This is a genomic window from Micromonospora sp. DH13 (assembly GCF_020873825.1).
In the GTDB taxonomy this organism is placed as follows: domain Bacteria; phylum Actinomycetota; class Actinomycetes; order Mycobacteriales; family Micromonosporaceae; genus Micromonospora; species Micromonospora haikouensis.
The window spans coordinates 1-24031 of the sequence record NZ_JAHWGR010000047.1 but is presented as its reverse complement, the minus strand read 5'-3'; the positions used below and the strand labels follow the sequence as shown (position 1 = coordinate 24031).

The following is a 24031-nucleotide window of genomic DNA, read 5'->3' as shown; positions in this document are numbered from 1 at the left end:
CCGGAGTCGACCATGAAGTTCGCCCGCGACACCTGGCTCGTCTTCCAACGCCAGACGCAGCTCCTGCTCCGCAACCCGGTCTGGGTCTTCGTCGGCGTCTTCCAGCCGGTGATGTACCTGCTGCTCTTCGCCCCGCTGCTCAAGCCGGCGCTGAACGCGCCGACCCAGGCCGAGGCGTACAAGATCTTCGTGCCCGGCCTGCTGGTGCTGCTGGCCATCTTCGGCGGCCTCTTCCAGGGCTTCGGCCTGATCGCCGAGCTGCGCGCCGGGGTCATCGAACGGTCCCGGGTCACCCCGGTCAGCCGGCTCGCGCTGCTGCTCGGCCGGTCCCTGCGCGACGTCGTGTCGCTGCTCGCCCAGGCCGTCATCATCACCGTGCTCGCGCTCCTGTTCGAGCTGCGCGTGTTCATCGGCGACCTGCTCCTGGCGTACCTGATGCTCGCCCTCATCGCGCTGATGACCTCGGCCGTCTCCTACGGCGTCGCGCTCAAGGTCAAGAGCGAGGACGCGCTCGCCCCGCTGATGAACACCGTCGCCCAGCCGGTGCTGCTGCTCTCCGGCATCCTGCTGCCGCTCACCTTCGCCCCCGGCTGGCTCCAGGGCGTCGCCGAGTGGAACCCGTTCTCCTGGGCCGTGGACGGCACCCGGGCCCTCTTCGCCGGCGACCTCGGCAACGACAAGGTCTGGCAGGGCCTGAGCATCATCGCGGTGCTGGCCGCCGCCGGCGTCGCCTGGGCCGCCCGCCAGTTCGCCCGCAGCGTCCGCTGAGGCACGGCGACGCGCGCAATGCGCGCGACGCGTGCAAGGAAGGGCCCCCTGTTAACGCTTTCTGTATAGGAAGGGCCCCCTCCAAACAACGTGCCCCGCCGCACCCCAGCATGATCGGGGTGCGGCGGGGCACGTTGAGCGTCGGCGAGCGGGAGCGATCGGTCGGCCCGGGGCCGTCGTCAGCGCACCCGAGCCAGCGTCAGCCCGTCGGCGATCGGCAGCAGCATCGGTTCCACCCGGACGTCGGCCATCACCTCGTCGTTGAACGCGGCGACGGCCCGGTCGTCGGCGTTGCTCGGGGCGAGCACCCGACCCCCGCGCAGCGTGTTGTCCACCGCGACGATCCCGCCCGGGCGCATGCGCGGCACCAGCTCCGCCCAGTAGACCGGGTAGCCGACCTTGTCCGCGTCGATGAACGCGAAGTCCAGGTGCCGCTCGTACGGCAGCTCCCGCAGCGTGTCCCCGGCCGGCCCGATCCTCAGCTCGATCCGGTCGTCGACCCCGGCCCGCGCCCAGTACCGCCGTGCCACGTCCGTGTACTCCGCCGAGATGTCGAAGCAGGTCAACCGCCCGCCCTCGGCCAGCCCGCGCGCGATCGCCAGCGAGGACAGCCCGGTGAAGGTGCCCACCTCCACCGCCTGCCGCGCCCCCACCAGCCGGGTGAGGAACGTCAGGAACGCGGCCTGCTCCGGGGCCACCTGCATCCTCGCCTCGGCGGGCAGCGCGGCGAGGGTCTCCTCGACCAGGTCCCGCATCACCTCGTCCGGGGCGGAGCCGTGGGCCACCACGTACGCGTGCAGTTCCGGGGTCAGCGGCAGCGACTTCGTCGTCATGACCGGACCGTACCCAGCGCCTCGACCTCCTGGCCGCCCGGCGCGACCTTCGTCCACAGGTCGATGATCCGCAGGTCCAGCTCGCCGAGGAGGCGGCGCAGCAGCGGCAGGGAAAGCCCGACCACCGTGCCCGGATCGCCGTCGACACCCTCCAGGAACGCCCCACCCAGCCCGTCGATGGTGAACGCGCCGGCCACCGCGAGGGGCTCGCCCGTCGCGACGTACGCCGCGATCTCCTCGTCGCTGACCTCGGCGAACCGCACGGTGGTCGAGGCCACGGCCTCGGCCCGCGTCTCGTGGATGACGTCGATCAGGCAGTGCCCGGTGTGCAGCACCCCGCTGCGCCCCCGCATCCGCTCCCACCGCCGCGTGGCGTCGGCCTCGTCGGCGGGCTTGCCGAGGATCTCGCCGTCGAAGGCGAGCACCGAGTCGCAGCCGAGCACCAGCGTCCGCTCGTCGGCGGAGGGCCGCAGCCGGCCGACGACCGCCTGCGCCTTCAGCCGGGCCAGCTCCAGGCACAGGTCCTCGGCCCGTTCGCTGACCACCTGAGACTCGTCGACCCCGCTGACCAGCACATCGGGTTCGATGCCGGCGGCATGCAGGAGCTTGCGACGGGCAGGGCTCGCCGACGCGAGCACGAGTCGGAGCGCAATCGAGTTCGACACGCCGCCGACGCTACCGCCTCCACCACCTGCGCCGCCTCTGCCTGGCCGCGACCCGCTCTGTCGCCTTGATCGACTCGCCGCCTTGATCGACTCCGGGCCGGTGGGTGCCGCCCTGCCCGTTGATCGACTCCGGGCAGGTGGGTGCCGGCCTGCCCGTTGATCGACTCCATGTCGCCGACATCGCGGTATCCCGCCCGCTCCAACCCCCCAATGTCGCCGACATGGCGTCACAGCTGGCGGCTCACCGGCTAATCCGCGGCGGCGGGTCGTCGCTCAGTCGTCGGCGCCGTGCGACCAACGCCCAGGCTCCCGCAGCGGCCACGATCACCCCCAACGTGGCCAGGCCACGAGCCGTAGACCCGTCGTCACCATCATCGGCCGGCTCCGCGACCACCGTCGTGGTCGGCCCGCCCGCGCCCGGCGCACCCGCCGTAGCCGACTCGAAACCGAGAGGGGGTACGTCTGCCGTGAGCGCCGCCACCAGGTCCACGACCCCGTAGCCGTACTCGTCGTCACGGCCGGGCGGCCCCTTGTCGACGGCGGTGGCAGTGAGGCGGTGGACGACCTCCGAGGCTGGCAGGTCGGGGTATTTGGACCGGACAAGAGCAGCGGCCCCCGCGACTATCGCAGTGGCACTGGAAGTGCCGGTCCCTTTGGAGTACTTGCCGCCATAACTAGTGCTGTAAATATCGACCGCCGGTGCGGTGAGGTCGATTCCTGTGCCGGTTACTGAGATGGTGGCGTGATTTCCGTTCCGATCTATCCCGCCAACCGCGATGACTCCGTCCTCTGAAGCAGGATATGTAACTCCTGTGTCTTCCGGAGAATTGCCCGCAGCTGCAACAACTACAATATTCGATGCGCATGCCCGCTTGACTGCTTCTATAAGTCTACGGCTTGAACTCCCTCCGCTTGATACGCTGATAATGTCGACACCCGTGTCGATGGCAAATTCGATGCCCTGGGCTAATGCGTCCGGGTCGCCGTCGCCGTTGGGTGGAGAGCTGAATATTGGTAGAATCTTAGCTTCGGGGGCTATGCCCAGCGCGCCAACCTCGTTGTGCTGGCCGTGGGCGGCGATAAGGCCGGCCATTGCGGTTCCGTGGCTATCCAGATCCCCCTTTCCGCTCCCATTTCCGCCGGGGATAACATCTATGCCGGAAAGTAAATTTTTACGCAGATCGGGGTGGGGATCAACCCCTGTGTCGGGTACGGCGATCGTTACTCCTCGCCCCCGGGTAATGCGATGAGCGTCGATGGTATCCAGGTAGCGCAAGTGCCACTGGTCGGTCCGAATTAAGGCCGATCCGTCTGGTGTTGGTGCGATATTGGGCGGAGCAACCATCCCCGAGCCGGCGATAATAGCTGACTGGGTGATGGTTGCAGCCGCGCGTACTGCGTAACGCAGGGCGGAACTACCGATCGAAGCCAATGGCCGGTCCGGGATCGATGGGGCCATTCTCGTCAAGCGGCCGCATTACTGGCGTTACTCCGGAATCTGTTTCCCAGGGATGGTCAGGGTCCCAATGTCGCGACTCGCCTTCACCTTCTGCCTGTAGTCGCCCCGTCGTGTTTCCAGGGAAGGGTGCGCCGCCTGTTCCAGGGGCGTTGCCGAAAGGGGGCGCGAAGTGGCCTGCGCCGAAGTGTATGCCGCGGCCGATGCCCGGCCGAGATCCGGCTGCTCCGCTCGGTGCGGTCCCGGCACCCCCTCCGATAACGCCGCCTATTGGGTTGATTCGGCGGGAGGCGTTCATGCTTCCGTGATGCCCTGACCCCATACTCGGCGGGGTGCCAATTATGCCCCCTGATGGAAGTGGCCGAGGTGTGTTAGGGGGGCCTGGAGTTGCGGTCTTCCCGTCGCCGGGTGGCCTGAAGTTCGAACTCAATCTTTCCGGACTGATTCGAGGGGTGGTGTGACCATTGTTGGTATTTGAGAGGGGAGGGATTGAAATTGGGCCAGGGTGGGGCCCAGCCGGAGAAGTCGATTGAAGTGGTGGGTTCGTGCTCGAAATTCCGGAAATGGGACTCAATGTGGCATTCGTCCCGCCGAGGATTGGCCCGTGACTGATTCTAGGCGGTGATGCTGCCTCTACGCCTTTTGGCGTCCCAACAGACTTGGGGGTCGAACTACTGCTAGTTGTGGCCAGAGGGACGGGGATGATCGGCGGGATCTCGGGTGCAGCTGAAGCGCCATACACGTCTGGGTTGTCAGTTTGTTTGGGTGGCCTGACCTTTGGAGGTTGGCGGAGCATTACTTGGGCCTGTTGTAGCTCGCCGCTCAACCCGTACATCAGGTTCCGGGCCTGGACGTTGAGTCGCTCCAGGTCGGCGTCGGTCACCGGCTTGTCCGGCACCCGGGCGCCCATCGCCGCCTTCGGATCGGCGGCGGTCGCCTCGTACGTCCGCTTTTGCTGGAGCTTCTCCACGTACTCGTCGTGCAGGGGCTTCAGTTCGGCGCGGGCGCTGCTGATCGCTCGGGTGGCGGCGGCGAGGGCGTCGTAGTTCGCGGCTGCCGCGTCGTGGGTGCGCTGCACCTTGTCGATCAGGTCGTCCAGCTCGCCGAGGTACGCCTGGGCGGCGGCGTTGGTCGCCGGGGGCCACGCCTCGGCGAGGCCGCGCCGGTATTCCTTGAGCCGGCCCAGGTGTGCCTGGGCGAGGTCGCAGACCTTGCGCCAGCCGGCGACCTGCTTCCAGTGCCCTGCGGTGTCGTGGTCCTGGATGCAGGCCCACATGCTCAGCAGGTCCATCAACCGCCAGTCGGTGAGGCCGGACGTCCGGCCGCTGCCCCGCTCGATCATGGCAGCACCGCCCGCCCCGGCCCGCTGTCCGGGCCGGTCGGATCGGGCAGGGCTGGCCTGGGCCGCCCCTGCCCGGCCCCGCCGGGGTTGGCGAGGGCCCGTTCCACGTCGGAGACGCGGGCGGCCGAGAAGGCGTCGGAGTCGGCGTACTGCGTGGCGATCCGGCCGGCTGCGGCGGCCAGGTGGCCGGTGGCCCCACCGACGGACCAGACCATCGTGGCGGTGGCCTGCTGGGTCTCGTTGTGTGCCTTGAGGAACTGCACCAGCTCGACGAAGGCGTCGGCGGGGTTGGGGATCTGCGCCTTCATGTCGTCCGCGATGTACGACAGGTGCGGAGCGTAGTTTCGCTCGACCTCCGCCTGGAGCTTGTCGGCGAACTCGCGCATCTGGCGGATGTCGGCCTCGATGCTGCCGTAGCCGCTCAACCAGGGCGCTGGGCGGTCCTCCTCGGGGATCATCGGCCCTCCCGACCCGTCACGACACCGTTTCCCTGAGTGAGGCTAACGGGTGTCGCCGACCTCCGGGAGCCCCCGACGGCAGCGGGGCGTGCCGGACGGCGGCCGGAGGATCAGCGGGGCAGGCCGGAGGCGCGCCAGGCTCCCGGGCCGGCGGCGAGCGCCGTGCCGAGGGGGCGGCCGCTGCGTGCCCAGGCCGACGGTGCGGCCGGTTCGGGGGCGGCGGTGGGGCGGGTCCGGGCGACGATGACGCCGACCAGCGCGGCCAGTTCCTCGGCGGTCGGCACGCCCCGGGTCACCCGGAACAGCGGCTCATCGGCAGACATGCCCTCCAGCGTACGCGTCGCGAACTTGACCTTCGTCGCACAGTGGCGTGCCGGCGGTGTGCGGCGGGCCGCCGCCGGGTACCGTCTCCACCGATGTCGAACGCGCTTCCCCAACTCGTCGCCGACCGGTACCGGCTCCTTTCGCCGCTCGGCCAGGGCGGCATGGGTCGGGTGTGGAAGGCGCGCGACGAGGTGCTGCACCGGGACGTGGCGATCAAGGAACTGGTCCCGCCGCCCAGCCTCACCCCGGAGGAGCGCCGCGAGATGCGGGAGCGCTCGCTGCGGGAGGCCCGCGCGATCGCGCGGCTCAACCACGTCAACGTGGTCCGCATCTTCGACGTGCTGCGCACCGACGGCGATCCGTGGATCGTCATGGAGTACGTGGCGTCGAAGTCCCTTCAGGACACCATCGCCGAGGACGGGCCGGTGACGTCGGCGAAGGCGGTCGAGATCGGCCTGGGGGTGCTGGGCGCGCTGAAGGCGGCGCACAAGGCCGGCGTGATGCACCGGGACGTCAAGCCGGGCAACGTGCTGATCGGCACGGACGGCCGGGTGGTGCTGACCGACTTCGGCCTGGCGACGATCCCGGGCGACCCGAACGTGACGCGCACCGGCATGGTGCTGGGTTCCCCGGCGTACATCGCGCCGGAGCGGGCGCGCGACGGCACGGCGGGGCCGGAGGCCGACCTGTGGTCGCTGGGCGCGACGCTCTACGCGGCGGTGGAGGGCAAGTCGCCGTACGCCCGGCCGTCGGCGATCGCCACCCTGGCGGCGCTGGCCACCGAGCCGATGCCGCCGCCGAGGAACGCCGGCCCGCTGAAGCCGGTGCTGAACGGGCTGCTCCGCAAGGATCCGGCCGAGCGGATCGACGCCGAGGTGGCCGAGCGGCTGCTGCGGAAGGCCGCCGGGCGGCGCTCCAAGACGATTTCGCTGCTCGACGGCGTACGCCGGCCGGGGCCCAACGGGCCGCGCGAGCCGCGACCGCCGGTGGTGCCCGCACCCCGCCCGGCCGAGCCGCGCACGAGCCGGCCGGCCGTGCCGCCCGCGCCGCGTACCCCGGGGGGCGGCCTCGTCGCCGGCGGCGCGGCGGTGACCGGCGCGGCAGGTGACGACGCGACCGCGAAGGTCTCCCCGCCGAGCACGGACGCCGCGCCGACCGCGAAGGTCCCCTCGCCGGGGGTGGACGCCGCGCCGACGGCGAAGGTCGACCCTCCGGCGTCGGGCACGAACGCCGCGCCGACGGCGAAGGTCGCGGACACCGGCGCGCGGGCGGCCGACCCCACGGCGAAGCTTCCCGGTCCGGTCGCCGCGACCGGCGCCGACCGGGTCGCGGGGGCGCCGGTCGACGGGAGCGAGGAGTCACCGGCGGAGGAGGCCGACGAGGCCGGCTCCGGCGAGGTCACGGGCACCGGGGGCGCGGTCGACGGGGTCGACGCCGCCCCGGCCGGGCAGGTCGACGACACCCGGGTCGACCCGGGCCCCGCCGTGCCGGTGTCGCCGCCCGCGCCGCCTGTCGAGCGGGCCGAGCCCGCCGGGGACCAGGCCGACGCCTCCGGGGACCAGACCGACCGGTCGCGCGACCAGGCCGACCGGCCGCAGGAGGACGCGGGACCGTCTAGCGAGAAGACCGGTCCGTCGAGCGGGAAGGCCGGGCCGCCGCGCGAGTGGGCCGACCGGGCCCGCGAGCGGGCCACGCCGACGTCGGTGCTGCCGGCCGCCGCAGGCCCGGCACCCTCGTCGACGGGCCGGGCCGCGGTCGTTTCGGGTACGAAGCCCGAGCGCAGCCGCCGCAGCCTGCTGGTCGGCGTGCTCGTCGCGGTGCTGCTGCTCGGCCTGCTGGTGGCGGTGCCGCTGCTCGGCCGGGGCGACGACGACCCGGGGCCCGGCGACCCGCAGGCGGGCCTGTCCTCGGCGACGCCGTCGGCCGCCGCGCCGTCCTCGCCCGCGCCGGCCACCAGCAGCGCCGCACCGCCCAGCCCGACGCCGTCGGCGACCCCGTCGGTCGACCCGAATGCTCTGCCCGAGGGTTGGGTCCTGCACAAGGACCCGGCGGGCTTCTCGCTGCCCCTGCCGAAGGGTTGGGTGCGGCGCAACGTCGGGCAGAACACGATCGTGTTCGACGAGCGCGACGGGGTGGGCGAGCTGCTGGTGCAGTGGACGAACACCCCGCAGCCCGACGCCGTCGCCGACTGGAGAGAGCAGGAACCGGCCCGGAAGAGCCGCGTCAACAACTACCAGTATCTCAGCATCGAGCGCTGCGACTACTACAAGACGTGTGCGGACTGGGAGTGGCTGGAGACCCGGGACAACACCCGGATCCACGTCCGCAACCGGGGCTTCGTCACCGCCAAAAACCGGGGGTACGCCTTCCGCTGGGAGGTGGCGAACAAGGACTGGCAGGCGCGGCTGGCCGACTTCGACCGGATCGCCAAGGGCTTCGAGCCGGACCGGGTCGACTGAGCGCCCGGCCGGAAGGACTGAGCGCCCGGCCGGAGCCGGTTCGCGACCCGCGACCCGCGACCCGGCCCGCTGAGCAGGCGATTCCCACCGCCGTGAAAGCGGCTCGCATGACCTTGCGTCGAACGGGGTATCTGATCCCGGACGACGCAAGGAGGTGCGATATGGGATACCGACGCAGGGACGCGCGGCCCCGGCTGGCACTGTGGATGCTCGTCGCGCTCGGTGACGTGGCGCTGCTGCTGGTCAGCGCGGGCCTTCCGGTGCTGTTCGCGATGTTCGGCGTCGTGGCGGTCACCGTCGCCGGGGTGGCCACCTGGCGCCTGACGCGACGGGCCACGGTGGTGCGGGAGGACGCGCTGCCGGCGCGCCCCGTCACCCGGGCCTGGTAGGGGAGTGCCGGCTGACGAGGGCCGGGCAGCGACGAGCCGGCGGCAGCCGGAGCGACCGTCGACCGTACGGTCGCAGTCGATCCCGCTGCCGCCGACCACCGCCACGGACGTGCCGGTCAGGCGTGCGGATCAGGCGCGGATCAGGTGTTGTTGGCCAGGGCGATGAGCCGGCTGCGGTCGCCGTTCCAGTAGTTGCGGTCGACGTTGCCGCTGATGCCGGAGACGCTGCCGGACGCCGTGTACTGCCAGAAGCTCCAGACCGGCGCGCCGGCCGGCAGGGTGCCGGGGGTGCTCGACCAGCGGGCGAGCCACAGCGGGTGGTTCGCCCACGGCCCGGTCCAGCTGCCGGTGCACTGGTTCCACCAGCTCGTGGTGGTGTAGATGACCGCGTACCGGCCGGTGCGGGACCGGTACGTGTTCAGGAAGTCCTGGATCCAGCTGCGCATCCCGGACGTGCTGAGGCCGTAGCAGGTGCCACCGCTGTACGGGTTGGCCTCGACGTCCAGCGCGGCCGGCAGGGTGCGGCTGTCCGCCGACCACGCGCCGCCGTTGCTGGCCAGGTAGTTGGCCTGGGTGGCGCCGGAGGAGATGTTCGGCCGGGCGAAGTGGTACGCCCCGCGGATCACCCCGGCGTTGTAGGAGTTGACGTAGTTGGCGTTGAAGTTCGGGTCCTTGTAGCTCGTGCCCTCGGTGGCCTTGATGAACGCGAACTCGATGCCCGCGTTGCGGACGCTCGTCCAGTTGATCGACCCCTGGTAGTGGGAGACGTCGACGCCGGCGGTGGTGGCGGCGGCCGCCGGGCCCGTCGTGGCGACGAGGGCGGTGGCCGCTGCCGCTACGGCGGTGATCCCCGCCGCGATCAGTCGGCGCAGCGTGAATCCGGTACGGATCATGGGTTCCTCCAGAGGGACGCCATTCGATTGACATCCATCTTTGGAGCTAGTTGCCCTAGATCACAAGATGTTCAAAGGAAACTTTCATCCTCGGCTCGGTACGACCTCAGCCCGGCCGGGGCCGGTAGGCTCGCGCCCCATGGTGGCGATCGACGAGCTGGGCACGCTCTGGGACAAGCTGTTCTCCGCGCAGCCCGACCCGCCGCCGCTGCTCGTCGTCGTCACCGCCGCGGTGGCGCTGGCGGTGGTCTCCACCCGGCTGCCCTGGCGGATCGCCCGCAACGCCGTCACCATCGCCCACGAGGGCGGACACGCCCTCGCCGCCCTGCTCACCGGCCGCCGGCTGCACGGCATCCGACTGCACTCGGACACCTCCGGGCTCACCCTCTCCGCCGGCCGCCCCACCGGCCCCGGCATGATCCTCACCCTGCTCGCCGGCTACGTCGCGCCGTCCCTGGTCGGCCTCGCCGGCGCCTGGCTGCTCGGCGGCAACCGGATCACCCTGCTGCTCTGGATCGCCGTGGCGCTGCTGCTGGCGATGCTGGTCATGGTCCGCAACGCCTTCGGCGCGGTGTCGTTGCTGGCCACCGGCGGGGTGGTGCTCGCCGTCTCCTGGTACGCCTCGCCGGACGTCCAGGCCGCCTTCGCCTGGACGTCGGTGTGGTTCCTGCTCCTCGGCGGGGTACGGCCCGTCGTCGAGCTCCAGCGGCTGCGCTCCCGGGGCCGGATGCCGGAGTCCGACGCCGACCAGCTGGCCCGGCTCACCCCGTTCCCGCCGCTGTTCTGGGTCGCGCTGTTCGCGCTGGTGAACCTGTTGGCCCTGGTCGTCGGCGCGGCGCTGCTGGCCGGCCCGATCCTCACCGACGCCGGCCTGACCGTCTGACTGCCTGCCGCCTGACCGTCTGACGGCCAGACCCGCCCGGGGAGGCGCACCACCGGGAACGGGCGGGCCGACCGGGCAGGTGTGCCGCCCCGAACCGGCGGCGCGATCAGGCAACCGACCGACCCGTCCCGCGCGTGTCCTCTGCGATCGGACGCGGGGGAGAAGACGTATGGCGGAAGTCGACGGGTTCGACGAGTTCTACCGGGGCAGCCGGCAACGGCTGCTCGGCTTCGTCTACGCGCTCACCGGCAACCTCGCCGAGGCGCAGGATGCCGTGCAGGAGGCGTACATCCGGGCGTGGCAACGCTGGTCCACGGTGGCCGGCTACGACGACCCGGAGGCCTGGGTGCGGGTCGTCGCCTCCCGCATCGCGGTCAGCCGGTGGCGCAGCCTGCGCAGCCGCGCGCGGGCGTACCTGCGACACGGCGCCGACGACAGCACGCCCGCGCCGAGCACCGACACCGTCGCGGTGGTGGCCGCGCTGCGTCAGCTCCCCGAGGAGCAGCGCACCGCCCTCGCCCTGTACTACCTGCTCGGCATGCCCGTCACCGAGGTGGCGCGGGAGACCGCCGCCCCGGTCGGCACCGTGAAGGCCCGACTCTCCCGGGGGCGCACCGCGCTCGCCGGGCTGCTCGCCGTCTCTGACCTGGAGGAGGCCGCCGATGCGTGACGACCACGACGTGGACCAGCTGACCGACCTGACGTTCGCCGAACGGATGCGGCGGGACCTGCGGGACGTACGCTGGCTCGAACCGGCGGAGATCCGCGCCCGGGCCCGCCGCCGCAGCCGGCGTACGGCGTTGGCGGCGGCGACCGCCGTGCTGGCCGTGCTCTCGGGCTTCGCCGTGGCGGCCGGCGGCCGGGCCGGGCACCTCGCGCCACCGGCGGGCCAGCGGCTCTCCTCGAACGGCGCGGAGCCGGCCGGCCGGGCCGAGATCCCGCAGGAGGCCCTGCTGGACCCGACCGAGGTGGGCGTGCCGAGCGACGTGCGGCTGGGCGACTCGGGGCTCCAGGAGCCGATCCGGATCGACCCGCTGCTCCAGTCGTGCGCCGGGGAAAGGGGGCTGGCGGCGGAGCCGCCCGTGTCCCGGTACTCCCGGTCGCAGACCCTGCTCCAGAGGGCCGCGCCCGACAAGGACCAGCCGGGCGGCCTCTGGGTCCTCACCCAGGACGTCTACCGCCTTCCCCCGAGGGCCGCCACCCGGCTGTTCGTTGACCTGGCCGCGACGATGGCGGCCTGCGACACCTGGCACGAGTCGCGGCCGATGCAGTGGGTCGGCGGGCCGGTCACGGTCTCGGTGACGCACACCTGGCGGGCCGCCGCGGGCAACTTCGCCGGCGACCAGGCCGTCGTGCTGCAGCGCACCTCGTCGACACCCGTGGACGTGGCGACGGGGAAGCCGCTCGATCTGCAGCCGTCGACGGAGACCCTGCTGCTGGTCAGGGTCGGTGACCTGGTCACCGTGATCGTGCCGGCGAGCGGGCTCGGCTTCGACCTGCCGGCGGCCGACCGCCGGACGGGCGACACGGAGCTGCTCGAACTGGGCCGCGCGGCGGCCCGCCGGATGTGCCTCGCCGCCAACCCGGCCTGCTGACGTCCGCCGTCCCCGTCGCCGCTGGCCCGCGGTGGCGCGGCCCGCGGGTGCCGGGGCGTTTGGAAGGGGCCCCTGCTATGCAGAATGCGTTAACAGGGGGCCCTTCCTTGCACCTAGAGCGGGATGTTGCCGTGCTTCTTCGGCGGGAGCGTCTCGCGCTTGGTGCGCAGCACCCGCAGCGCCCGGACGATCTGGGTACGCGTCTCGTGCGGCGCGATCACCGAGTCGACGTACCCGCGCTCGGCGGCGATGTACGGGTTGGCGAGGGTGTCCTCGTACTCGGCGATCTTCTCGGCGCGCACGGCGGCCGGGTCCTCGGCGGCGGCCAGCTCCTGCCGGTACAGGATGTTCACCGCGCCCTGCGCGCCCATGACCGCGATCTGCGCGGTGGGCCAGGCGAAGTTCAGGTCCGCGCCGAGGTGCTTGGAGCCCATCACGTCGTACGCCCCGCCGTACGCCTTGCGGGTGATCACGGTGACCTTCGGGACGGTCGCCTCGGCGTACGCGTAGATGAGCTTCGCGCCCCGGCGGATGATGCCGTCCCACTCCTGGCCGGTGCCGGGCAGGAACCCGGGGACGTCCACGAAGGTCAGCACGGGGACGTTGAACGCGTCGCAGGTGCGCACGAACCGGGCCGCCTTCTCCGACGCGGCGATGTCGAGGGTGCCGGCGAAGTGCATCGGCTGGTTGGCCACCACGCCGACCGGGCGGCCCTCGACGCGGCCGAAGCCGACCACGAGGTTCTGCGCGTACAGCGGCTGGACCTCCAGGAACTCGCCGTCGTCGAGGACGTGCTCGATGACCCGGTGCATGTCGTACGGCTGGTTGGCCGAGTCGGGGATCAGCGTGTCCAGCTCCCGGTCGGCGTCGCTGACCGCCAGGTCGGCCGGGGCGTCGAGGATCGGCGGCTCGTCCAGGTTGTTCGACGGCAGGTACGACAGCAGCGCCTTGACGTAGTCGATCGCGTCGTCCTCGTCCGCGCCGAGGTAGTGCGCGTTGCCGCTGCGCGCGTTGTGCGTCCGCGCGCCGCCCAGCTCCTCCATGCCCACGTCCTCGCCGGTGACCGTCTTGATCACGTCGGGGCCGGTGATGAACATGTGCGAGGTCTGGTCGACCATCACGGTGAAGTCGGTGACCGCCGGGGAGTAGACCGCGCCGCCCGCGCAGGGGCCCATGATCAGGGAGATCTGCGGGATGACGCCGCTGGCCCGCACGTTGCGGAAGAAGATCTCGCCGTAGAGCCCGAGGGACGCCACGCCCTCCTGGATGCGGGCCCCGCCGGAGTCGTTGATGCCGATCACCGGGCAGCCGATCTTCATGGCGAGGTCCATCACCTTGACGATCTTGGAGCCGAACACCTCGCCGAGGGAGCCGCCGAAGACCGTGAAGTCCTGCGCGAAGACGCACACCTGCCGGCCGTCGACCGTGCCGTAGCCGGTGATCACCCCGTCGCCGTACGGGCGGGTGCGCTCCAGGCCGAAGTTGGTGGACCGGTGCCGGGCGAACTCGTCCAGCTCGACGAAGGACCCCTCGTCGAGCAGCAGCTCGATCCGCTCCCGCGCCGTCTTCTTGCCCCGGGCGTGCTGCTTCTCGACCGCGCGCGCCGACCCGGCGTGCACCGCCTCGTCGACCCGTCGCTCCAGGTCCGCCAGCTTGCCCGCCGTGCTGTGGATGTTGATCCCGGTCTCGTTGGTCACCCACGGAATATAACGATGGTTCAGGTGGCCGACGGTGTGCAGTACGCCTCAGTAACCGCGCCGGACCAGCAGCGCACCCGAACGCGGCCGGCATCCACCACCGGTCGGCCGGCCGGCACCCGCCGCCGCGCACGGGTGGGCCGTAGGCTGGCGGGATGCCCGGCTCGCCGTACACCGACCTGGACCGCCCGCCGCTGTCGGCGGCCCGGCTGCGCCGCGCGCTGACCGCCCCGCACGGCCCGTGGGCCCGGCTGGAGCTACGCGCCGAGACCGGATCGACCAACGCGGACGTGGCCGACGCCGCCCGGTCCGGCGAGCCGGAGGGTCTCGTGGTGGTCGCCGAGCGGCAGACCGCCGGCCGGGGGCGCCGCGACCGGGTCTGGCAGTCGCCGGCCCGCGCCGGCATCGCGACCAGCGTGCTGCTGCGGCCCGGCGAGGCCGCCGCGGAGCGCGGCTGGAAGGCGGTCCCCGCCGCCGGGTACGGCTGGCTGCCGCTGCTCGCCGGTGTCGCGCTCGTCGAGGCGGTGGGCCGGCTCGCCGAGCTGGACGCCGCCCTCAAGTGGCCCAACGACCTGCTGATCGGCGACGCCAAGTGCGCGGGCATCCTGGCCGAGGCGGTGCCCGGCCCGACACCGGAGCAGCCCCCGGCGATCGTCCTCGGCATCGGCCTCAACGTCACCCTGCGCGCCGACGAGCTGCCGGCGAACCCGACCGGCCTGCCGGCCACCTCGCTCCAACTCGCCGGTGCCGCCGCCACCGACCGGGATCCGCTGCTGCGCGCCCTGCTGCGCTCCGTCGCCGACTGGTACGACCGCTGGCGCTGCGCCGGCGGCGACGCGGTGGCCAGCGGGCTGCGCGAGGCGTACGTGGCGGCCTGCGCGACGATCGGCCGGTCGGTGCGGGTGCTGCTGCCCGGCGGGCAGGAGGTGACCGGCACCGCGACCGGTGTGGACGCCGACGGCCGGCTGCTGGTCGACACGCCGGCCGGCCCGCGCACCCTGGCGGCGGGCGACGTCCTGCATCTGCGGTGAAAGGAAGGGCCCCTTGTTAACGCCTACGGTAGAGAAGGGTCCCCTTCTCACGCCCGCAGGCGGTCGCGGCGCGGCGCGCGTGAAAGCCACCGCACCGGGTGATCCGCGCGGGGGCGTCGACCCGCTACGGTCAGCTCGTCCGGTTTCTGGCGAGGAGGTTCGGCGTGGCGTTTCCCGAAGACGTGCTCACCGAGGACGAGCACGTCGTGTTGCACCTGCACCCGCACTGGAAGGCCGTGGTGCGTCCGGTCCTGGTGCTGGTGCTCGCCGTCGCGGCGGTGGTGGCGGGCTGGATCCTGCTCCCGGACGGTGACGCCGCGACCATCGCGCTGTACGTCCTCGCGGGGCTGGCGGTGCTGCTGGTGCTCTGGCTCGGGCTCTGGCCATTCCTGGTCTGGCGCAGCACCCACTACCTGTTCACCAACGAGCGGGTGCTGCTGCAGGAGGGCGTCCTCTCCCGGGACCGGCGGGACATCCCGCTCACCCGGATCAACGACCACGCGATGAGCCAGCGTTTCGTCGAGCGGCTGCTCGGCTGCGGCACCCTGACCATCGAGTCGGCCGGCGAGCGGGGCCAGTCGGTGCTCACCGACGTCCCGCACGTCGACAAGGTCCAGACCAAGCTGTACGAGCTGGTCGAGGCGCACCACGACAAGCACTCCCTCGGCGACGGCGAGATGCGCGACATCCTCGCGGACATGCGAGAGGGCAAGCCGCTGCGCGACCCGACGGCCTGATCCCGCCGCCCTCTGCCCGCCGCCGCGCTGAGCGAAGGGCGGGAGGCGGTCAGCCGGGACGGAGGGTGAACCAGCCGCGGAAGCGGGTGCGCAGCACCTCCTGTGCCGGCTGGCCGTCGGGGCCGAGGCGGAACATGGTGCCGCTGAGGCTGACGGTGCCGAGCCCGGGGCGGGCGGTGGACGGGCGGGCGCCCATCACGTCGAGGCGGGCCGCCAAGCGGTCGCCGGCGCGGACGGGGGCCAGCCAGCGCAGCTCCTCCAGGCCGGGGGAGGCGTCCGCCGCGGCCCGGGCCAGCACGTGGTCGACGTACGCGCGCATGAAGAGGCTGACCGTGTAGAAGCCGCTGGCTATCAGCCCGCCGTGGTGGCTCGCGGCGGCGCGCTCGGCGTCCACGTGGTACCACTGCGGGTCGAACCGGCGGGCGAAGGCGACCATCTCGGCGCCGTCGACGCGGATCTCGCCGAGGTCGAAGGTGCGCCCGGGCGTCAGGTCCTCGAAGAACAGCTCGGCCGGCGCGCCGGTGCCCGACCGGGCCGGGCCGGTCACCTCCGCCGGGCCCGTCGGGCCCGCCGCCTCGTTCGCTCCCGCGGTCTCCGTCGCGCCCGCCCCCTCGTTCGGGGCCACCGCCCCGTTCCCCCCGGCCGGTGCGGGAACCACGGCCTGCCCGGGAGCCGCGGCCGGTTTGGGAGCCACGGCCTGCTCGGGAGCTGCGGCCTGTTCGGGGGCCGCGGCCTGCTCGGGACCGGTTGCGGCCCCGGCGGGCGCGGCCTGCTCGGGAGCTGCGATCGGGCCGGGAGTTGCGACTGGTTCGGGAGCTGCGGTCACCCTCGTCACCTCTGCCACCTCACTCAGCGCCGGCGTCGGCGGGTGCCGGCGTGCAGCTCCTCGGCGAGTTCGGCCGCCAGCTCACCGTCGAGCGCGTTGCCGAGCCCCGCGTTGCCGAGCCCCGCGTCGGCCGGCGCGGGCCGGCCCTGGGCGGGTGTCGGGACCCCGTACGCGGTGGCGGGCTCGTCGGGGCCGACCGCCGGCCGCCCGGCGGGGCCCGGCTTCGGCTCGGACTCCTCCAGCTCGGTGACGGACTCGGCCAGCTCGGCCACCGGGTCCAGCTCGGCCATCGTGTCCCACTCGTCGCGCGGGATGGTGTGCCAGGTGTCGGCCGCCGGTTCGGCGGGGGCGGGCTGGAAGACGAACGTCCGGTAGGACCAGAAGCGGAACAGGGTGGCCAGCAGCACGCCGCCGGTCTTCGCCACGTTGAGGGCGAGCAGGCTGGTCATGCCGAGGCCGTACTTGGCCGCCGCCAGGACGCCGAGTTCGATGAGGAGGCCGGTCGCGTTGAACAGGAAGAAAAGGGCGTACTCGCGACGCAATGCCGATTTCGGGCGATCCCGGTACGTCCAGTGCCTGTTCATCAGATACGACGTGATCGTCGCCACGATGGTGGCGATGACGGTCGCCTTGAGTTGGCCGTCGCGGAACACCGTGAGTGCCAGTGCGTTGAACACCGCGTAATTGATGGCGGTGTTGATGCCGCCGACGACGCCGAATTTGAGCGCCTCGTGGATGAACTTCTGCCAGCGCTCAGGCAGCAGACGGACAAGACGCATGCGCAACACCTTAGGCGAGTGGGCGGGCCGGGCCGGTCCGGCCGGACGAGATGGGCGGCGGGTCACGCCGGAGGATCCCGGTCGGTCGCCGCCTCCGTGGCCGTCCGGGTTCCCGCTTCCGCGACCTTCGGGGTTCCCGCTTCGGCGAAGACGAACCGTCGGTACGACCAGAACCGGAACAGCGTGCCGAGCCCGGTGCCCACGACGAAGCTGGCGATGTTGTCGGCGAGGGCGGTCTGGAAGACCCCGGGCCAGATGGCGCCCAAGCCGTACCGGCTGATGGCGAGGCAGGCCACCGCGATGCCCATGCCCACGCCGTTGAAGAAGAAGAACAGCGCGTACTCGCGCGCGGGGTTGGAGCGCTGGCGGTGCCGCCACGTCCAGAACCGGTTGCCGACAAAGGCCACGCTCGCGGCGATCACCGTGGAGATCGTCTTCGCGGTGACCTGCTCGACGCCCCGGGCATTGGCGAGGTAGTTGAACAGCGCGATGTCGACGACGAACGCGACGCTGCCGACGGTGGCGAACTTGCTCAGCTCGCGGATCAGGTGACCGAAGCGGTCGATGAGGGCACGGACCATGCCGGGTCGGGTCGGCGGGGACCCTGGTTGGTCACCGGTCATCGTCGCGGCCACCCGCTGAGCGTACCGGTTGCCCGCTGCGCGGGCGGGTAGCAGCGACCGGGCGGGGCGGTGGCGTGACCGGGCGGGCCGGGGCCGAGCGGAGCGTAACCGGCCGGGCGATAATTCGCGGATCGTTTCGGGAATGCGCATTCGCGCACAGCTTCGCGCATTCCGTCGGCACTTCGCCGATGTCACCGCAACCCTCATCCGCACCACCCGTCGCGCGCGGCCCTTCGGTTTCCGCAGGGCCCGGACCTCGGCGAAGGTTGCGGAAGAATCTGCGTGAAACTGCGCGTGAAAGCGGGTATCAGATCGCGATGCCGCAGCGTGACCGCACCTTGTGCAGTTCTTCACAACCAGTCCCACTGACTCGCGACGTCGCCCGGTTTACGCTGAGGCCAATCCCAGGTTTCCACGAAGGCGACGCCTCGCGCCGTCACCACTCGTGCATGCCGCAGTCCGGTCAGCGTCGACCACAAGGAGATGTGTCATGGTTGCTCCGGCCACCGTTCGGGGGATCGATCAGGCCCCGACGTCCCACCCCAAACTGCTCGCCTGGGTCCGTGAGGTAGCGGAACTGACCACTCCCGACCGGGTCGTCTGGGTGGACGGGTCCGACGAGGAGTGGCGTCGCCTCACCGACGAACTCGTCGCCAACGGCACCCTGATCCGGCTCAACCCGGAGAAGAAACCGAACTCGTTCTACGCCCGCACCGACCCCTCCGACGTCGCCCGCGTCGAGGAGCGCACGTTCATCTGTTCGGTGGACGAGGCGGACGCCGGCCCCACCAACAACTGGATGGCGCCGGCCGAGATGAAGCGGACGATGACGCAGCTCTACCGCGGCTGCATGCGCGGTCGCACCATGTACGTCATCCCGTTCTGCATGGGCCCCGTCGAGGCCGAGAACCCCATGTTCGGCGTCGAGATCACCGACAGCCCGTACGTGGTGGCCTCGATGCGCATCATGACCCGGATGGGCGCGAAGGTCCTGGCGGCGATGGGCGACGACGCGGACTTCGTGTACGCCCTGCACTCGATCGGCGCCCCGCTCGCGCCGGGCCAGCAGGACGTGGCGTGGCCGTGCAACGAGACGAAGTACATCTCGCACTTCCCGGAGACCCGGGAGATCTGGTCCTACGGCTCCGGCTACGGCGGAAACTCGCTGCTCGGCAAGAAGTGCTACTCGCTGCGGATCGCGAGCGTGATGGGCCGGGACGAGGGCTGGCTCGCCGAGCACATGCTGATCCTCAAGATCACTTCCCCGGAGGGGAAGGTCTACCACGTCGCCGGGGCGTTCCCGTCGGCCTGCGGCAAGACCAACCTGGCCATGCTGGAGCCGACCATCCCCGGCTGGAAGGTCGAGACCATCGGCGACGACATCGCCTGGATGCGCTTCGGCCCGGACGGCCGGCTCTACGCGGTGAACCCGGAGTACGGCCTGTTCGGCGTCGCCCCGGGCACCGACTGGAAGACCAACGCGAACGCGATGCGCACGCTCGACCGGGGCAACTCCATCTTCACCAACGTCGCCCTCACCGACGACGGCGACATCTGGTGGGAGGGCATGGGCGAGCCGCCGGCGCACCTGGTCGACTGGAAGGGCAACGACTGGACGCCGCAGAGCGAGGGCCTGTCCTCGCACGCGAACAGCCGGTTCTGCACCCCGATCACGCAGTGCCCGATCCTCGCCGACGACTACTACGACCCCAACGGGGTGCCGATCGACGCGATCCTGTTCGGCGGCCGGCGGCGGGACACCATCCCGCTGGTCACCGAGGCCCGGGACTGGGTGCACGGCGTCTACCTGGGCGCGACCCTGTCCTCGGAGACCACCGCCGCCGCGTCCGGTGCCGTCGGCGTGGTGCGCCGCGACCCGATGGCGATGCTGCCGTTCATCGGCTACCACGCCGGCGACTACTTCCGGCACTGGATCGAGATGGGCAAGGGCACCGACGGCGACGAGGCCAAGCTGCCCAAGGTCTACTACGTCAACTGGTTCCGCAAGGACGCCGAGGGCAACTTCCTCTGGCCGGGCTTCGGCGAGAACTCCCGGGTGCTCAAGTGGGTCATCGAGCGGATCGAGGGCCGCGCCGACGCCGTCGAGACCCCGATCGGCATGGTTCCCGCGCAGGACGCGCTGGACGTCGACGGCCTCGACATGACCCCGGAGGACGTCCGGATCGCCCTGAAGGTCGACCCGGACGAGTGGCGCGAGGAGCTGCCGCTGATCACCGAGTGGTTCGAGAAGTTCGGCGACAAGCTGCCCGGCGTCCTCTGGGCCGAGCTCGACGCGCTGCGCGCCCGGCTCGACCAGGAACAGCCCCGCCGGTAGGTGTGACGCTTGCCCGCACCGGGCACCATCGGATGCCATGAGGACGGCCGCCGCGACCACCGAGGTCCGGCGGCCGTCCGCCGTCCGGGCCCTGACCACCCTGCTGGCCGTCACGGCGGCGGCCACCGTCGTGGTCGAGCTGCTCAACTGGTGGTACGCCCCGGAGCAGGGCTTCGGGCTGGCCGTGCGCACCGGTTGGGCGATGCTGCGCTCGCTGGGCTTCCTGCTGCTGATCGGGCACGTGCGCCGGGGCCGCGCCCTGGCCCGGCCGTTCGGGCTGATCCTCGCCGTCACCACCGTCTTCGCCGTCGGCCGGCTGGTCGTGCCGAGGCAGGGCGTGCCGCCACTGCCGGGGCTGCTCGGCTTCGCCCTGCTCACCGCGCTCTGCGTGGCCGTGGTCTGGCTGCTGTACCGCTCCGACGCCGTCGCCGGCCACCTCGTCCGGCACCGGAAGGGTCTCGTCGTCGAGGGCGGGACGATCGCCTGGCGGGAGGTCGCCCCGAAGCGGCCTCCGGTCACCGGCTGGCTGCTCACCAGCCGGGCCGCCGCGTTCACGTACAGCCCGCTGATGCTCGTCCCGGCCCTGGTGGCCGTCGGCGTCGTGTTCGACGGCCGGCCGGCCGCCGGGCCCGCCGTGCTGTTCTGGTTCGCCGCCGGCATCGCGGTCAGCTACGTCGTGCTGTTCTGCACCGCCTTCCTGCTGCGCGGCCGGCGCTGGGCCCGCCGCCTGCTGGTGGCGGTCACCCTCGGCGTGCTCGCCGTGGACCTGCCGCTGTGCTGGTGGCTGCTCGGCGTCGACGGCCTGGTCCGTGACGGCGCCCCGTTGCTCGCCGCCGCCGTCCTGGCGTTGTACGGGTTGTGGCGCGCCGGCCGGGCGGAGGCCACGCCGACGCCGGGGGTGAGCCGCCCGGGGACAGGGGAGGCGCCATGAGCGACGAGTACGACGTGGCGGTGGTCGGGGCGGGTCCCGCCGGTGCGGCCGCGGCGCTGGCCGCCCGCCGGGCCGGTGCCCGGGTGCTGCTGCTGGACCGGGCCGACTTCCCCCGGGACAAGGCGTGCGGGGACGGCGTCGCCGCGCACGCGCTGGACGTCCTCGCCCGGCTGGGCGTCACCGGGGCCGTCGACGGGTACGCGCCGCTGCCCCGGATCCGGCTGGTCGGTCCCTGCGGGGACGCGGTGGCGCGGGCGCTGCCCCGGCCGGCGTACACGGTGCCCCGGGAGGTGTTCGACGCCCGGCTGGTGGCGGCGGCGGTCGCGGCGGGCGCGGAGCTGCGCCGGCACGCCGTGCGGCGGGTCGAGCCGCGCGGCGGGCGGGTGGTGCTCGACGGCGAGATCGCCGCGCGGGCCGTGGTCGGGGCGGACGGCGCGTCGTCGGTCGTGCGGCGGGCGCTCGGCCACCCGGTGAACCCGGACCGCCACCTGGCCCTGGCGATCCGGGGGTACGCGCCGGCCCGCCCCGGCCCGCCCGAGCAGCTCATCGTCACCTCCGGCCCGCGCTGGCCGGCGTACGCCTGGTCGTTCCCGATCGGCGACGGGCGGGCGAACGTCGGGTACGGGGAGGTGCTGCGCGGCGAGCCGCTGACCCGGGCGCACCTGCTGGACCGGCTGGCCGCGCTGCTGCCCGACGTCGACCCGGCGATGGTGACCGGGCTGCGCGCCCACCACCTGCCGCTGTCCACGCACCGCCCGCCGCCCGGCCGGGGGCGGCTGCTGCTCGCCGGGGACGCCCTGTCGTTGATCAACCCGTTCACCGGGGAGGGGATCTTCTACGCGCTGCTCTCCGGCGCGCTGGCCGGCGCGGCGGCGGCCGGCGACCCCGCCCACGCCGCCCGCGACTACGTCGCCGCGCTGCGCCGCCGCCTCGGCGTGCACCTGCGGCACAGCTCGGCCGCGGCCTGGCTCGCCCGCCGCCGGTGGGTCGTCGACGCGGCGGTGCGGGCGGCCCGGCGCGACGAGCGGGTCTTCGGCACCGTCGTCGAGTTGGGCCTCGGCGACGGCCGCCTGGACGCGCGGACCCTCGCGATGATCGGTGTCGGTCTCTCGGCGCGGCATCGGCCACCGAAGGGTTGAAGCGCGCGCGGGGTCGCTACTCTGCAAGTGATGACTCTGCGGAATCTCCTCTACTCCGTGTACGAGCGGCGGCTGACGGCCACGCTCGCGGGCAAGCCGGTGCCCCGGCACGTGGGCGTCATGTGCGACGGCAACCGTCGCTGGGCGCGGGAGATGGGCTTCGTCGACCCCAACGACGGGCACCGCATGGGCGCGGAGCGGATCAAGGAGCTGCTGCGCTGGTGCGACGCCGCCGGCGTCGGGCACGTGACGCTGTGGCTGCTGTCGACGGACAACCTGTCCCGCCCGGCGGAGGAGCTGGACCCGCTGCTGCAGATCATCGAGGATCTGTCGACCGAGCTGGCCGAGGAGGGCAACCCCTGGCGGCTGCGCATGGTCGGCGCGCTCGACGTGCTCCCGGCGCACCACGCGGCGGCGCTCAAGGCCGCCGAGGAACGCACCCGGCAGCGCGCCGGCGGCGCGCAGGTCAACATCGCCGTCGGGTACGGCGGCCGGCGCGAGATCGCCGACGCGGTCCGCTCGTTGCTGCACGAGCACGCGGCGGCCGGCGGCACGCTGGAGGAACTGGCCGAGACCCTCGATGTCGACCACATCTCCGAGCACCTCTACACCCGGGGCCTGCCGGACCCGGATCTGATCATCCGGACCAGCGGCGAGCAGCGCCTGTCGGGCTTCATGCTCTGGCAGTCGGCCCACTCGGAGTTCTACTTCTGCGAGCTGAACTGGCCCGACTTCCGCCGGGTCGACTTCCTGCGTGCCCTGCGCTCGTACGCCAACCGGCAGCGCCGCTTCGGCGTCTGACCCGCCCGGCCCCGAGCCCGACCGGGCGGCGGCCGGGCGGGGCCGGGCTCACCGCAGGCGCGGCAGGGCCTCGGTGAGGAAGTCGCCGAGGGCGGCGGGGGAGTCGATCGTCAGGTCGGCGGCCTCGGCGACCTCGTGGCCGGTCTCCGGGTTGGCCACGGCCACGCAGACCCCGAGGAAGTCCGGGTCCGCCGCGGCGCGGGCGCGCAGCGCCGCGAACGCCTTGATGTCGGAGACGTCGTCGCCGAAATACCAGGCCCCGCCGGCGTCCCGGACCACCTCGCCGATCACCATGCCCTTGTCGCGGTCGACCGGGGGCTTGATCTCCAGCACCATCCGGCCGGCCTGCACGCGCAGCCCGAGCCGCTCGGCCTGGGCCTGCCCCCACTCCTCCACGATCTCGCGGAGCTGGGGGGCGGTGCGCCAGTGCAGTGCCACGGAGAGCCGCTTGAACTCCACCAGCGCGCCGGGCGGCAGCTCGGCGCGGGCGAGGTCGGACAGCTCCTGCATCGTCGGCACCCAGGGCAGCGCCGCGGGCTCGGTGACGGTCTCGCCGCCGGAGTGGCTGTGCTCCAGGCCGTAGAGGCCGTAGAGGTCGATGCCGGCCAGCCCGCCGAGGTGGTCGCGGAGGAACTCCACGGGGCGGGCGGAGACGATGGCGACCCGGCGCACCAGCGGCGCGAGGGCCTCGATCGCGGCCAGCACCTTCGGCGCGGGCTGCACGGCGGTCGGGTCGTCGTCGACGGGCGCGAGTGTGCCGTCGAAGTCGAAGAAGAGGACGGTGTCGGACGCCCGGCCGGCGGTCGCCTGCCAGGCCTGGTCGGCGTCCAGCGGGGTCTTCGGCTGCTGGTTGCCCAGATTCAACGGCGGCACGCGCGACAGCGTACCCCGGCGCGGGCCACTCATTCGTGGTCGAGACGAGGCGCTACGGCCAGGAACAGGACGCTCCTATGCCGCGTCAAGTGGTGGGGGTGGGGTTTCGAGGCGTCGGTAGAGGTCTCGGGCGATGTAGCGTTTGAGGCAGCGTTTGATCTCTCGGTCGGTTTTGCCTTGGGCTCGGCGGCGCT

The 24031-nt window shown here is 72.4% G+C and carries 24 protein-coding genes; 12 read left to right on the top strand and 12 right to left on the bottom strand.

Translation table 11 applies throughout. The features are described 5' to 3' along the window. Positions 1-12 precede the first annotated feature (12 nt). Positions 13-768 (top strand): ABC transporter permease, encoded by a 756-nt coding sequence (locus tag LPA42_RS30325; protein ID WP_043961872.1) that lies wholly within the window; start codon positions 13-15, stop codon positions 766-768. A 179-nt stretch (positions 769-947) separates the two neighbouring features. Here the strand turns inward: LPA42_RS30325 and LPA42_RS30320 are convergent, their stop codons facing one another. From LPA42_RS30320 to LPA42_RS30295, 6 genes are all read right to left on the bottom strand, one after another. Further along, the gene (locus LPA42_RS30320; protein ID WP_077936125.1) at positions 948-1601 is read right to left on the bottom strand and encodes an O-methyltransferase; all 654 of its coding nucleotides are present in this window, start codon (positions 1599-1601) and stop codon (positions 948-950) included. Beyond that, positions 1598-2266, bottom strand: a complete 669-nt coding sequence (locus LPA42_RS30315; RefSeq protein WP_077936126.1) for a nucleoside triphosphate pyrophosphatase — start codon at positions 2264-2266, stop codon at positions 1598-1600. Before LPA42_RS30315 ends, LPA42_RS30320 begins: the two co-directional genes overlap by 4 nt. Positions 2267-2507: 241 nt before the next feature. Beyond that, on the bottom strand, positions 2508-3611 hold the full coding sequence (gene mycP, locus LPA42_RS30310; RefSeq protein ID WP_096761579.1) for a type VII secretion-associated serine protease mycosin: 1104 nt from the start codon (positions 3609-3611) through the stop codon (positions 2508-2510). 70 nt (positions 3612-3681) lie between these two features. After that, positions 3682-5064, bottom strand: coding sequence for a hypothetical protein (locus tag LPA42_RS30305; protein ID WP_077936127.1), 1383 nt, complete (start codon positions 5062-5064; stop codon positions 3682-3684). Next, positions 5061-5522 carry a hypothetical protein gene (locus LPA42_RS30300; protein ID WP_043961875.1) on the bottom strand — a complete coding sequence of 154 codons (462 nt, stop codon included), beginning with the start codon at positions 5520-5522 and terminating at the stop codon, positions 5061-5063. The genes LPA42_RS30305 and LPA42_RS30300 overlap by 4 nt, the downstream gene beginning before the upstream one ends. A gap of 110 nt (positions 5523-5632) precedes the next feature. Continuing rightward, positions 5633-5845: an acyl-CoA carboxylase subunit epsilon gene (locus LPA42_RS30295; protein ID WP_077936128.1), complete on the bottom strand. Its 213-nt coding sequence runs from the start codon at positions 5843-5845 to the stop codon at positions 5633-5635. 93 nt (positions 5846-5938) lie between these two features. Between LPA42_RS30295 and LPA42_RS30290 the strand changes: the two genes are divergently transcribed. Both LPA42_RS30290 and LPA42_RS30285 read left to right on the top strand, forming a co-directional pair. Beyond that, on the top strand, positions 5939-8305 hold the full coding sequence (locus tag LPA42_RS30290) for a serine/threonine protein kinase (RefSeq protein WP_077936129.1): 2367 nt from the start codon (positions 5939-5941) through the stop codon (positions 8303-8305). A gap of 161 nt (positions 8306-8466) precedes the next feature. Continuing rightward, a complete protein-coding gene (locus LPA42_RS30285; RefSeq protein WP_077936130.1) occupies positions 8467-8694 on the top strand; it encodes a hypothetical protein in 228 nt (75 codons plus the stop codon). 140 nt (positions 8695-8834) lie between these two features. Here the strand turns inward: LPA42_RS30285 and LPA42_RS30280 are convergent, their stop codons facing one another. Then, positions 8835-9587, bottom strand: a complete 753-nt coding sequence (locus LPA42_RS30280; RefSeq protein ID WP_043961879.1) for a GH25 family lysozyme — start codon at positions 9585-9587, stop codon at positions 8835-8837. A 139-nt stretch (positions 9588-9726) separates the two neighbouring features. Between LPA42_RS30280 and LPA42_RS30275 the strand changes: the two genes are divergently transcribed. The 3 genes from LPA42_RS30275 (at position 9727) to LPA42_RS30265 (ending at position 12065) form a co-directional block, all read left to right on the top strand. Next, positions 9727-10470: a M50 family metallopeptidase gene (locus LPA42_RS30275; protein WP_077936131.1), complete on the top strand. Its 744-nt coding sequence runs from the start codon at positions 9727-9729 to the stop codon at positions 10468-10470. 169 nt (positions 10471-10639) lie between these two features. Then, a complete protein-coding gene (locus tag LPA42_RS30270) occupies positions 10640-11140 on the top strand; it encodes a SigE family RNA polymerase sigma factor (protein WP_077936132.1) in 501 nt (166 codons plus the stop codon). After that, complete coding sequence (locus LPA42_RS30265) at positions 11133-12065, top strand: hypothetical protein (protein WP_077936133.1); 933 nt, start codon at positions 11133-11135, stop codon at positions 12063-12065. The genes LPA42_RS30270 and LPA42_RS30265 overlap by 8 nt, the downstream gene beginning before the upstream one ends. Before the next feature lie 113 nt (positions 12066-12178). On the opposite strand, the gene LPA42_RS30260 is transcribed toward LPA42_RS30265, so the two are convergent. Beyond that, positions 12179-13762 carry an acyl-CoA carboxylase subunit beta gene (locus tag LPA42_RS30260; protein ID WP_077936134.1) on the bottom strand — a complete coding sequence of 528 codons (1584 nt, stop codon included), beginning with the start codon at positions 13760-13762 and terminating at the stop codon, positions 12179-12181. Between the two features lie 155 nt (positions 13763-13917). Between LPA42_RS30260 and LPA42_RS30255 the strand changes: the two genes are divergently transcribed. Both LPA42_RS30255 and LPA42_RS30250 read left to right on the top strand, forming a co-directional pair. Continuing rightward, positions 13918-14793, top strand: coding sequence for a biotin--[acetyl-CoA-carboxylase] ligase (locus tag LPA42_RS30255; protein WP_077936135.1), 876 nt, complete (start codon positions 13918-13920; stop codon positions 14791-14793). Between the two features lie 164 nt (positions 14794-14957). Beyond that, positions 14958-15530, top strand: coding sequence for a PH domain-containing protein (locus LPA42_RS30250; protein ID WP_077936136.1), 573 nt, complete (start codon positions 14958-14960; stop codon positions 15528-15530). 49 nt (positions 15531-15579) lie between these two features. Here LPA42_RS30250 and LPA42_RS30245 read toward each other — a convergent pair whose 3' ends face one another. The 3 genes from LPA42_RS30245 to LPA42_RS30235 form a co-directional block, all read right to left on the bottom strand. Further along, a complete protein-coding gene (locus LPA42_RS30245) occupies positions 15580-16155 on the bottom strand; it encodes a MaoC/PaaZ C-terminal domain-containing protein (protein WP_198956449.1) in 576 nt (191 codons plus the stop codon). Between the two features lie 224 nt (positions 16156-16379). Then, positions 16380-17135 carry a GtrA family protein gene (locus LPA42_RS30240; protein WP_077936137.1) on the bottom strand — a complete coding sequence of 252 codons (756 nt, stop codon included), beginning with the start codon at positions 17133-17135 and terminating at the stop codon, positions 16380-16382. A gap of 62 nt (positions 17136-17197) precedes the next feature. Beyond that, positions 17198-17758 carry a GtrA family protein gene (locus tag LPA42_RS30235; RefSeq protein ID WP_043963945.1) on the bottom strand — a complete coding sequence of 187 codons (561 nt, stop codon included), beginning with the start codon at positions 17756-17758 and terminating at the stop codon, positions 17198-17200. Between the two features lie 490 nt (positions 17759-18248). Here LPA42_RS30235 and LPA42_RS30230 point away from each other — a divergent pair, with 490 nt between their 5' ends. From LPA42_RS30230 to LPA42_RS30215, 4 genes are read left to right on the top strand one after another with little or no spacing between them, the layout of a single operon-like run. After that, a complete protein-coding gene (locus LPA42_RS30230; protein WP_077936138.1) occupies positions 18249-20093 on the top strand; it encodes a phosphoenolpyruvate carboxykinase (GTP) in 1845 nt (614 codons plus the stop codon). Between the two features lie 37 nt (positions 20094-20130). After that, positions 20131-21024: a hypothetical protein gene (locus tag LPA42_RS30225; protein ID WP_077936139.1), complete on the top strand. Its 894-nt coding sequence runs from the start codon at positions 20131-20133 to the stop codon at positions 21022-21024. Beyond that, positions 21021-22163: a geranylgeranyl reductase family protein gene (locus LPA42_RS30220; protein ID WP_077936140.1), complete on the top strand. Its 1143-nt coding sequence runs from the start codon at positions 21021-21023 to the stop codon at positions 22161-22163. Before LPA42_RS30225 ends, LPA42_RS30220 begins: the two co-directional genes overlap by 4 nt. Positions 22164-22193: 30 nt before the next feature. Continuing rightward, positions 22194-22964 carry an isoprenyl transferase gene (locus LPA42_RS30215; RefSeq protein ID WP_077936141.1) on the top strand — a complete coding sequence of 257 codons (771 nt, stop codon included), beginning with the start codon at positions 22194-22196 and terminating at the stop codon, positions 22962-22964. A 48-nt stretch (positions 22965-23012) separates the two neighbouring features. On the opposite strand, the gene otsB is transcribed toward LPA42_RS30215, so the two are convergent. Continuing rightward, positions 23013-23837 carry a trehalose-phosphatase gene (otsB, locus tag LPA42_RS30210; RefSeq protein ID WP_077936142.1) on the bottom strand — a complete coding sequence of 275 codons (825 nt, stop codon included), beginning with the start codon at positions 23835-23837 and terminating at the stop codon, positions 23013-23015. Positions 23838-24031: the final 194 nt, after the last annotated feature.

Bases quoted from the DNA above. Each gene is read 5' to 3' on its own strand.
- LPA42_RS30305 (WP_077936127.1), bottom strand. From the start codon at position 5,064: ATGATCGAGCGGGGCAGCGGCCGGACGTCCGGCCTCACCGACTGGCGG.
- LPA42_RS30240 (WP_077936137.1), bottom strand. From the start codon at position 17,135: ATGCGTCTTGTCCGTCTGCTGCCTGAGCGCTGGCAGAAGTTCATCCAC.
- LPA42_RS30280 (WP_043961879.1), bottom strand. From the start codon at position 9,587: ATGATCCGTACCGGATTCACGCTGCGCCGACTGATCGCGGCGGGGATC.
- LPA42_RS30325 (WP_043961872.1), top strand. From the start codon at position 13: ATGAAGTTCGCCCGCGACACCTGGCTCGTCTTCCAACGCCAGACGCAG.
- LPA42_RS30290 (WP_077936129.1), top strand. From the start codon at position 5,939: ATGTCGAACGCGCTTCCCCAACTCGTCGCCGACCGGTACCGGCTCCTT.
- mycP (WP_096761579.1), bottom strand. From the start codon at position 3,611: ATGGTTGCTCCGCCCAATATCGCACCAACACCAGACGGATCGGCCTTA.
- LPA42_RS30255 (WP_077936135.1), top strand. From the start codon at position 13,918: ATGCCCGGCTCGCCGTACACCGACCTGGACCGCCCGCCGCTGTCGGCG.
- LPA42_RS30300 (WP_043961875.1), bottom strand. From the start codon at position 5,522: ATGATCCCCGAGGAGGACCGCCCAGCGCCCTGGTTGAGCGGCTACGGC.
- LPA42_RS30270 (WP_077936132.1), top strand. From the start codon at position 10,640: ATGGCGGAAGTCGACGGGTTCGACGAGTTCTACCGGGGCAGCCGGCAA.
- LPA42_RS30265 (WP_077936133.1), top strand. From the start codon at position 11,133: ATGCGTGACGACCACGACGTGGACCAGCTGACCGACCTGACGTTCGCC.
- LPA42_RS30215 (WP_077936141.1), top strand. From the start codon at position 22,194: ATGACTCTGCGGAATCTCCTCTACTCCGTGTACGAGCGGCGGCTGACG.
- LPA42_RS30225 (WP_077936139.1), top strand. From the start codon at position 20,131: ATGAGGACGGCCGCCGCGACCACCGAGGTCCGGCGGCCGTCCGCCGTC.
- LPA42_RS30235 (WP_043963945.1), bottom strand. From the start codon at position 17,758: ATGACCGGTGACCAACCAGGGTCCCCGCCGACCCGACCCGGCATGGTC.
- LPA42_RS30320 (WP_077936125.1), bottom strand. From the start codon at position 1,601: ATGACGACGAAGTCGCTGCCGCTGACCCCGGAACTGCACGCGTACGTG.
- LPA42_RS30275 (WP_077936131.1), top strand. From the start codon at position 9,727: ATGGTGGCGATCGACGAGCTGGGCACGCTCTGGGACAAGCTGTTCTCC.
- LPA42_RS30220 (WP_077936140.1), top strand. From the start codon at position 21,021: ATGAGCGACGAGTACGACGTGGCGGTGGTCGGGGCGGGTCCCGCCGGT.
- LPA42_RS30230 (WP_077936138.1), top strand. From the start codon at position 18,249: ATGGTTGCTCCGGCCACCGTTCGGGGGATCGATCAGGCCCCGACGTCC.
- LPA42_RS30295 (WP_077936128.1), bottom strand. From the start codon at position 5,845: ATGTCTGCCGATGAGCCGCTGTTCCGGGTGACCCGGGGCGTGCCGACC.
- LPA42_RS30285 (WP_077936130.1), top strand. From the start codon at position 8,467: ATGGGATACCGACGCAGGGACGCGCGGCCCCGGCTGGCACTGTGGATG.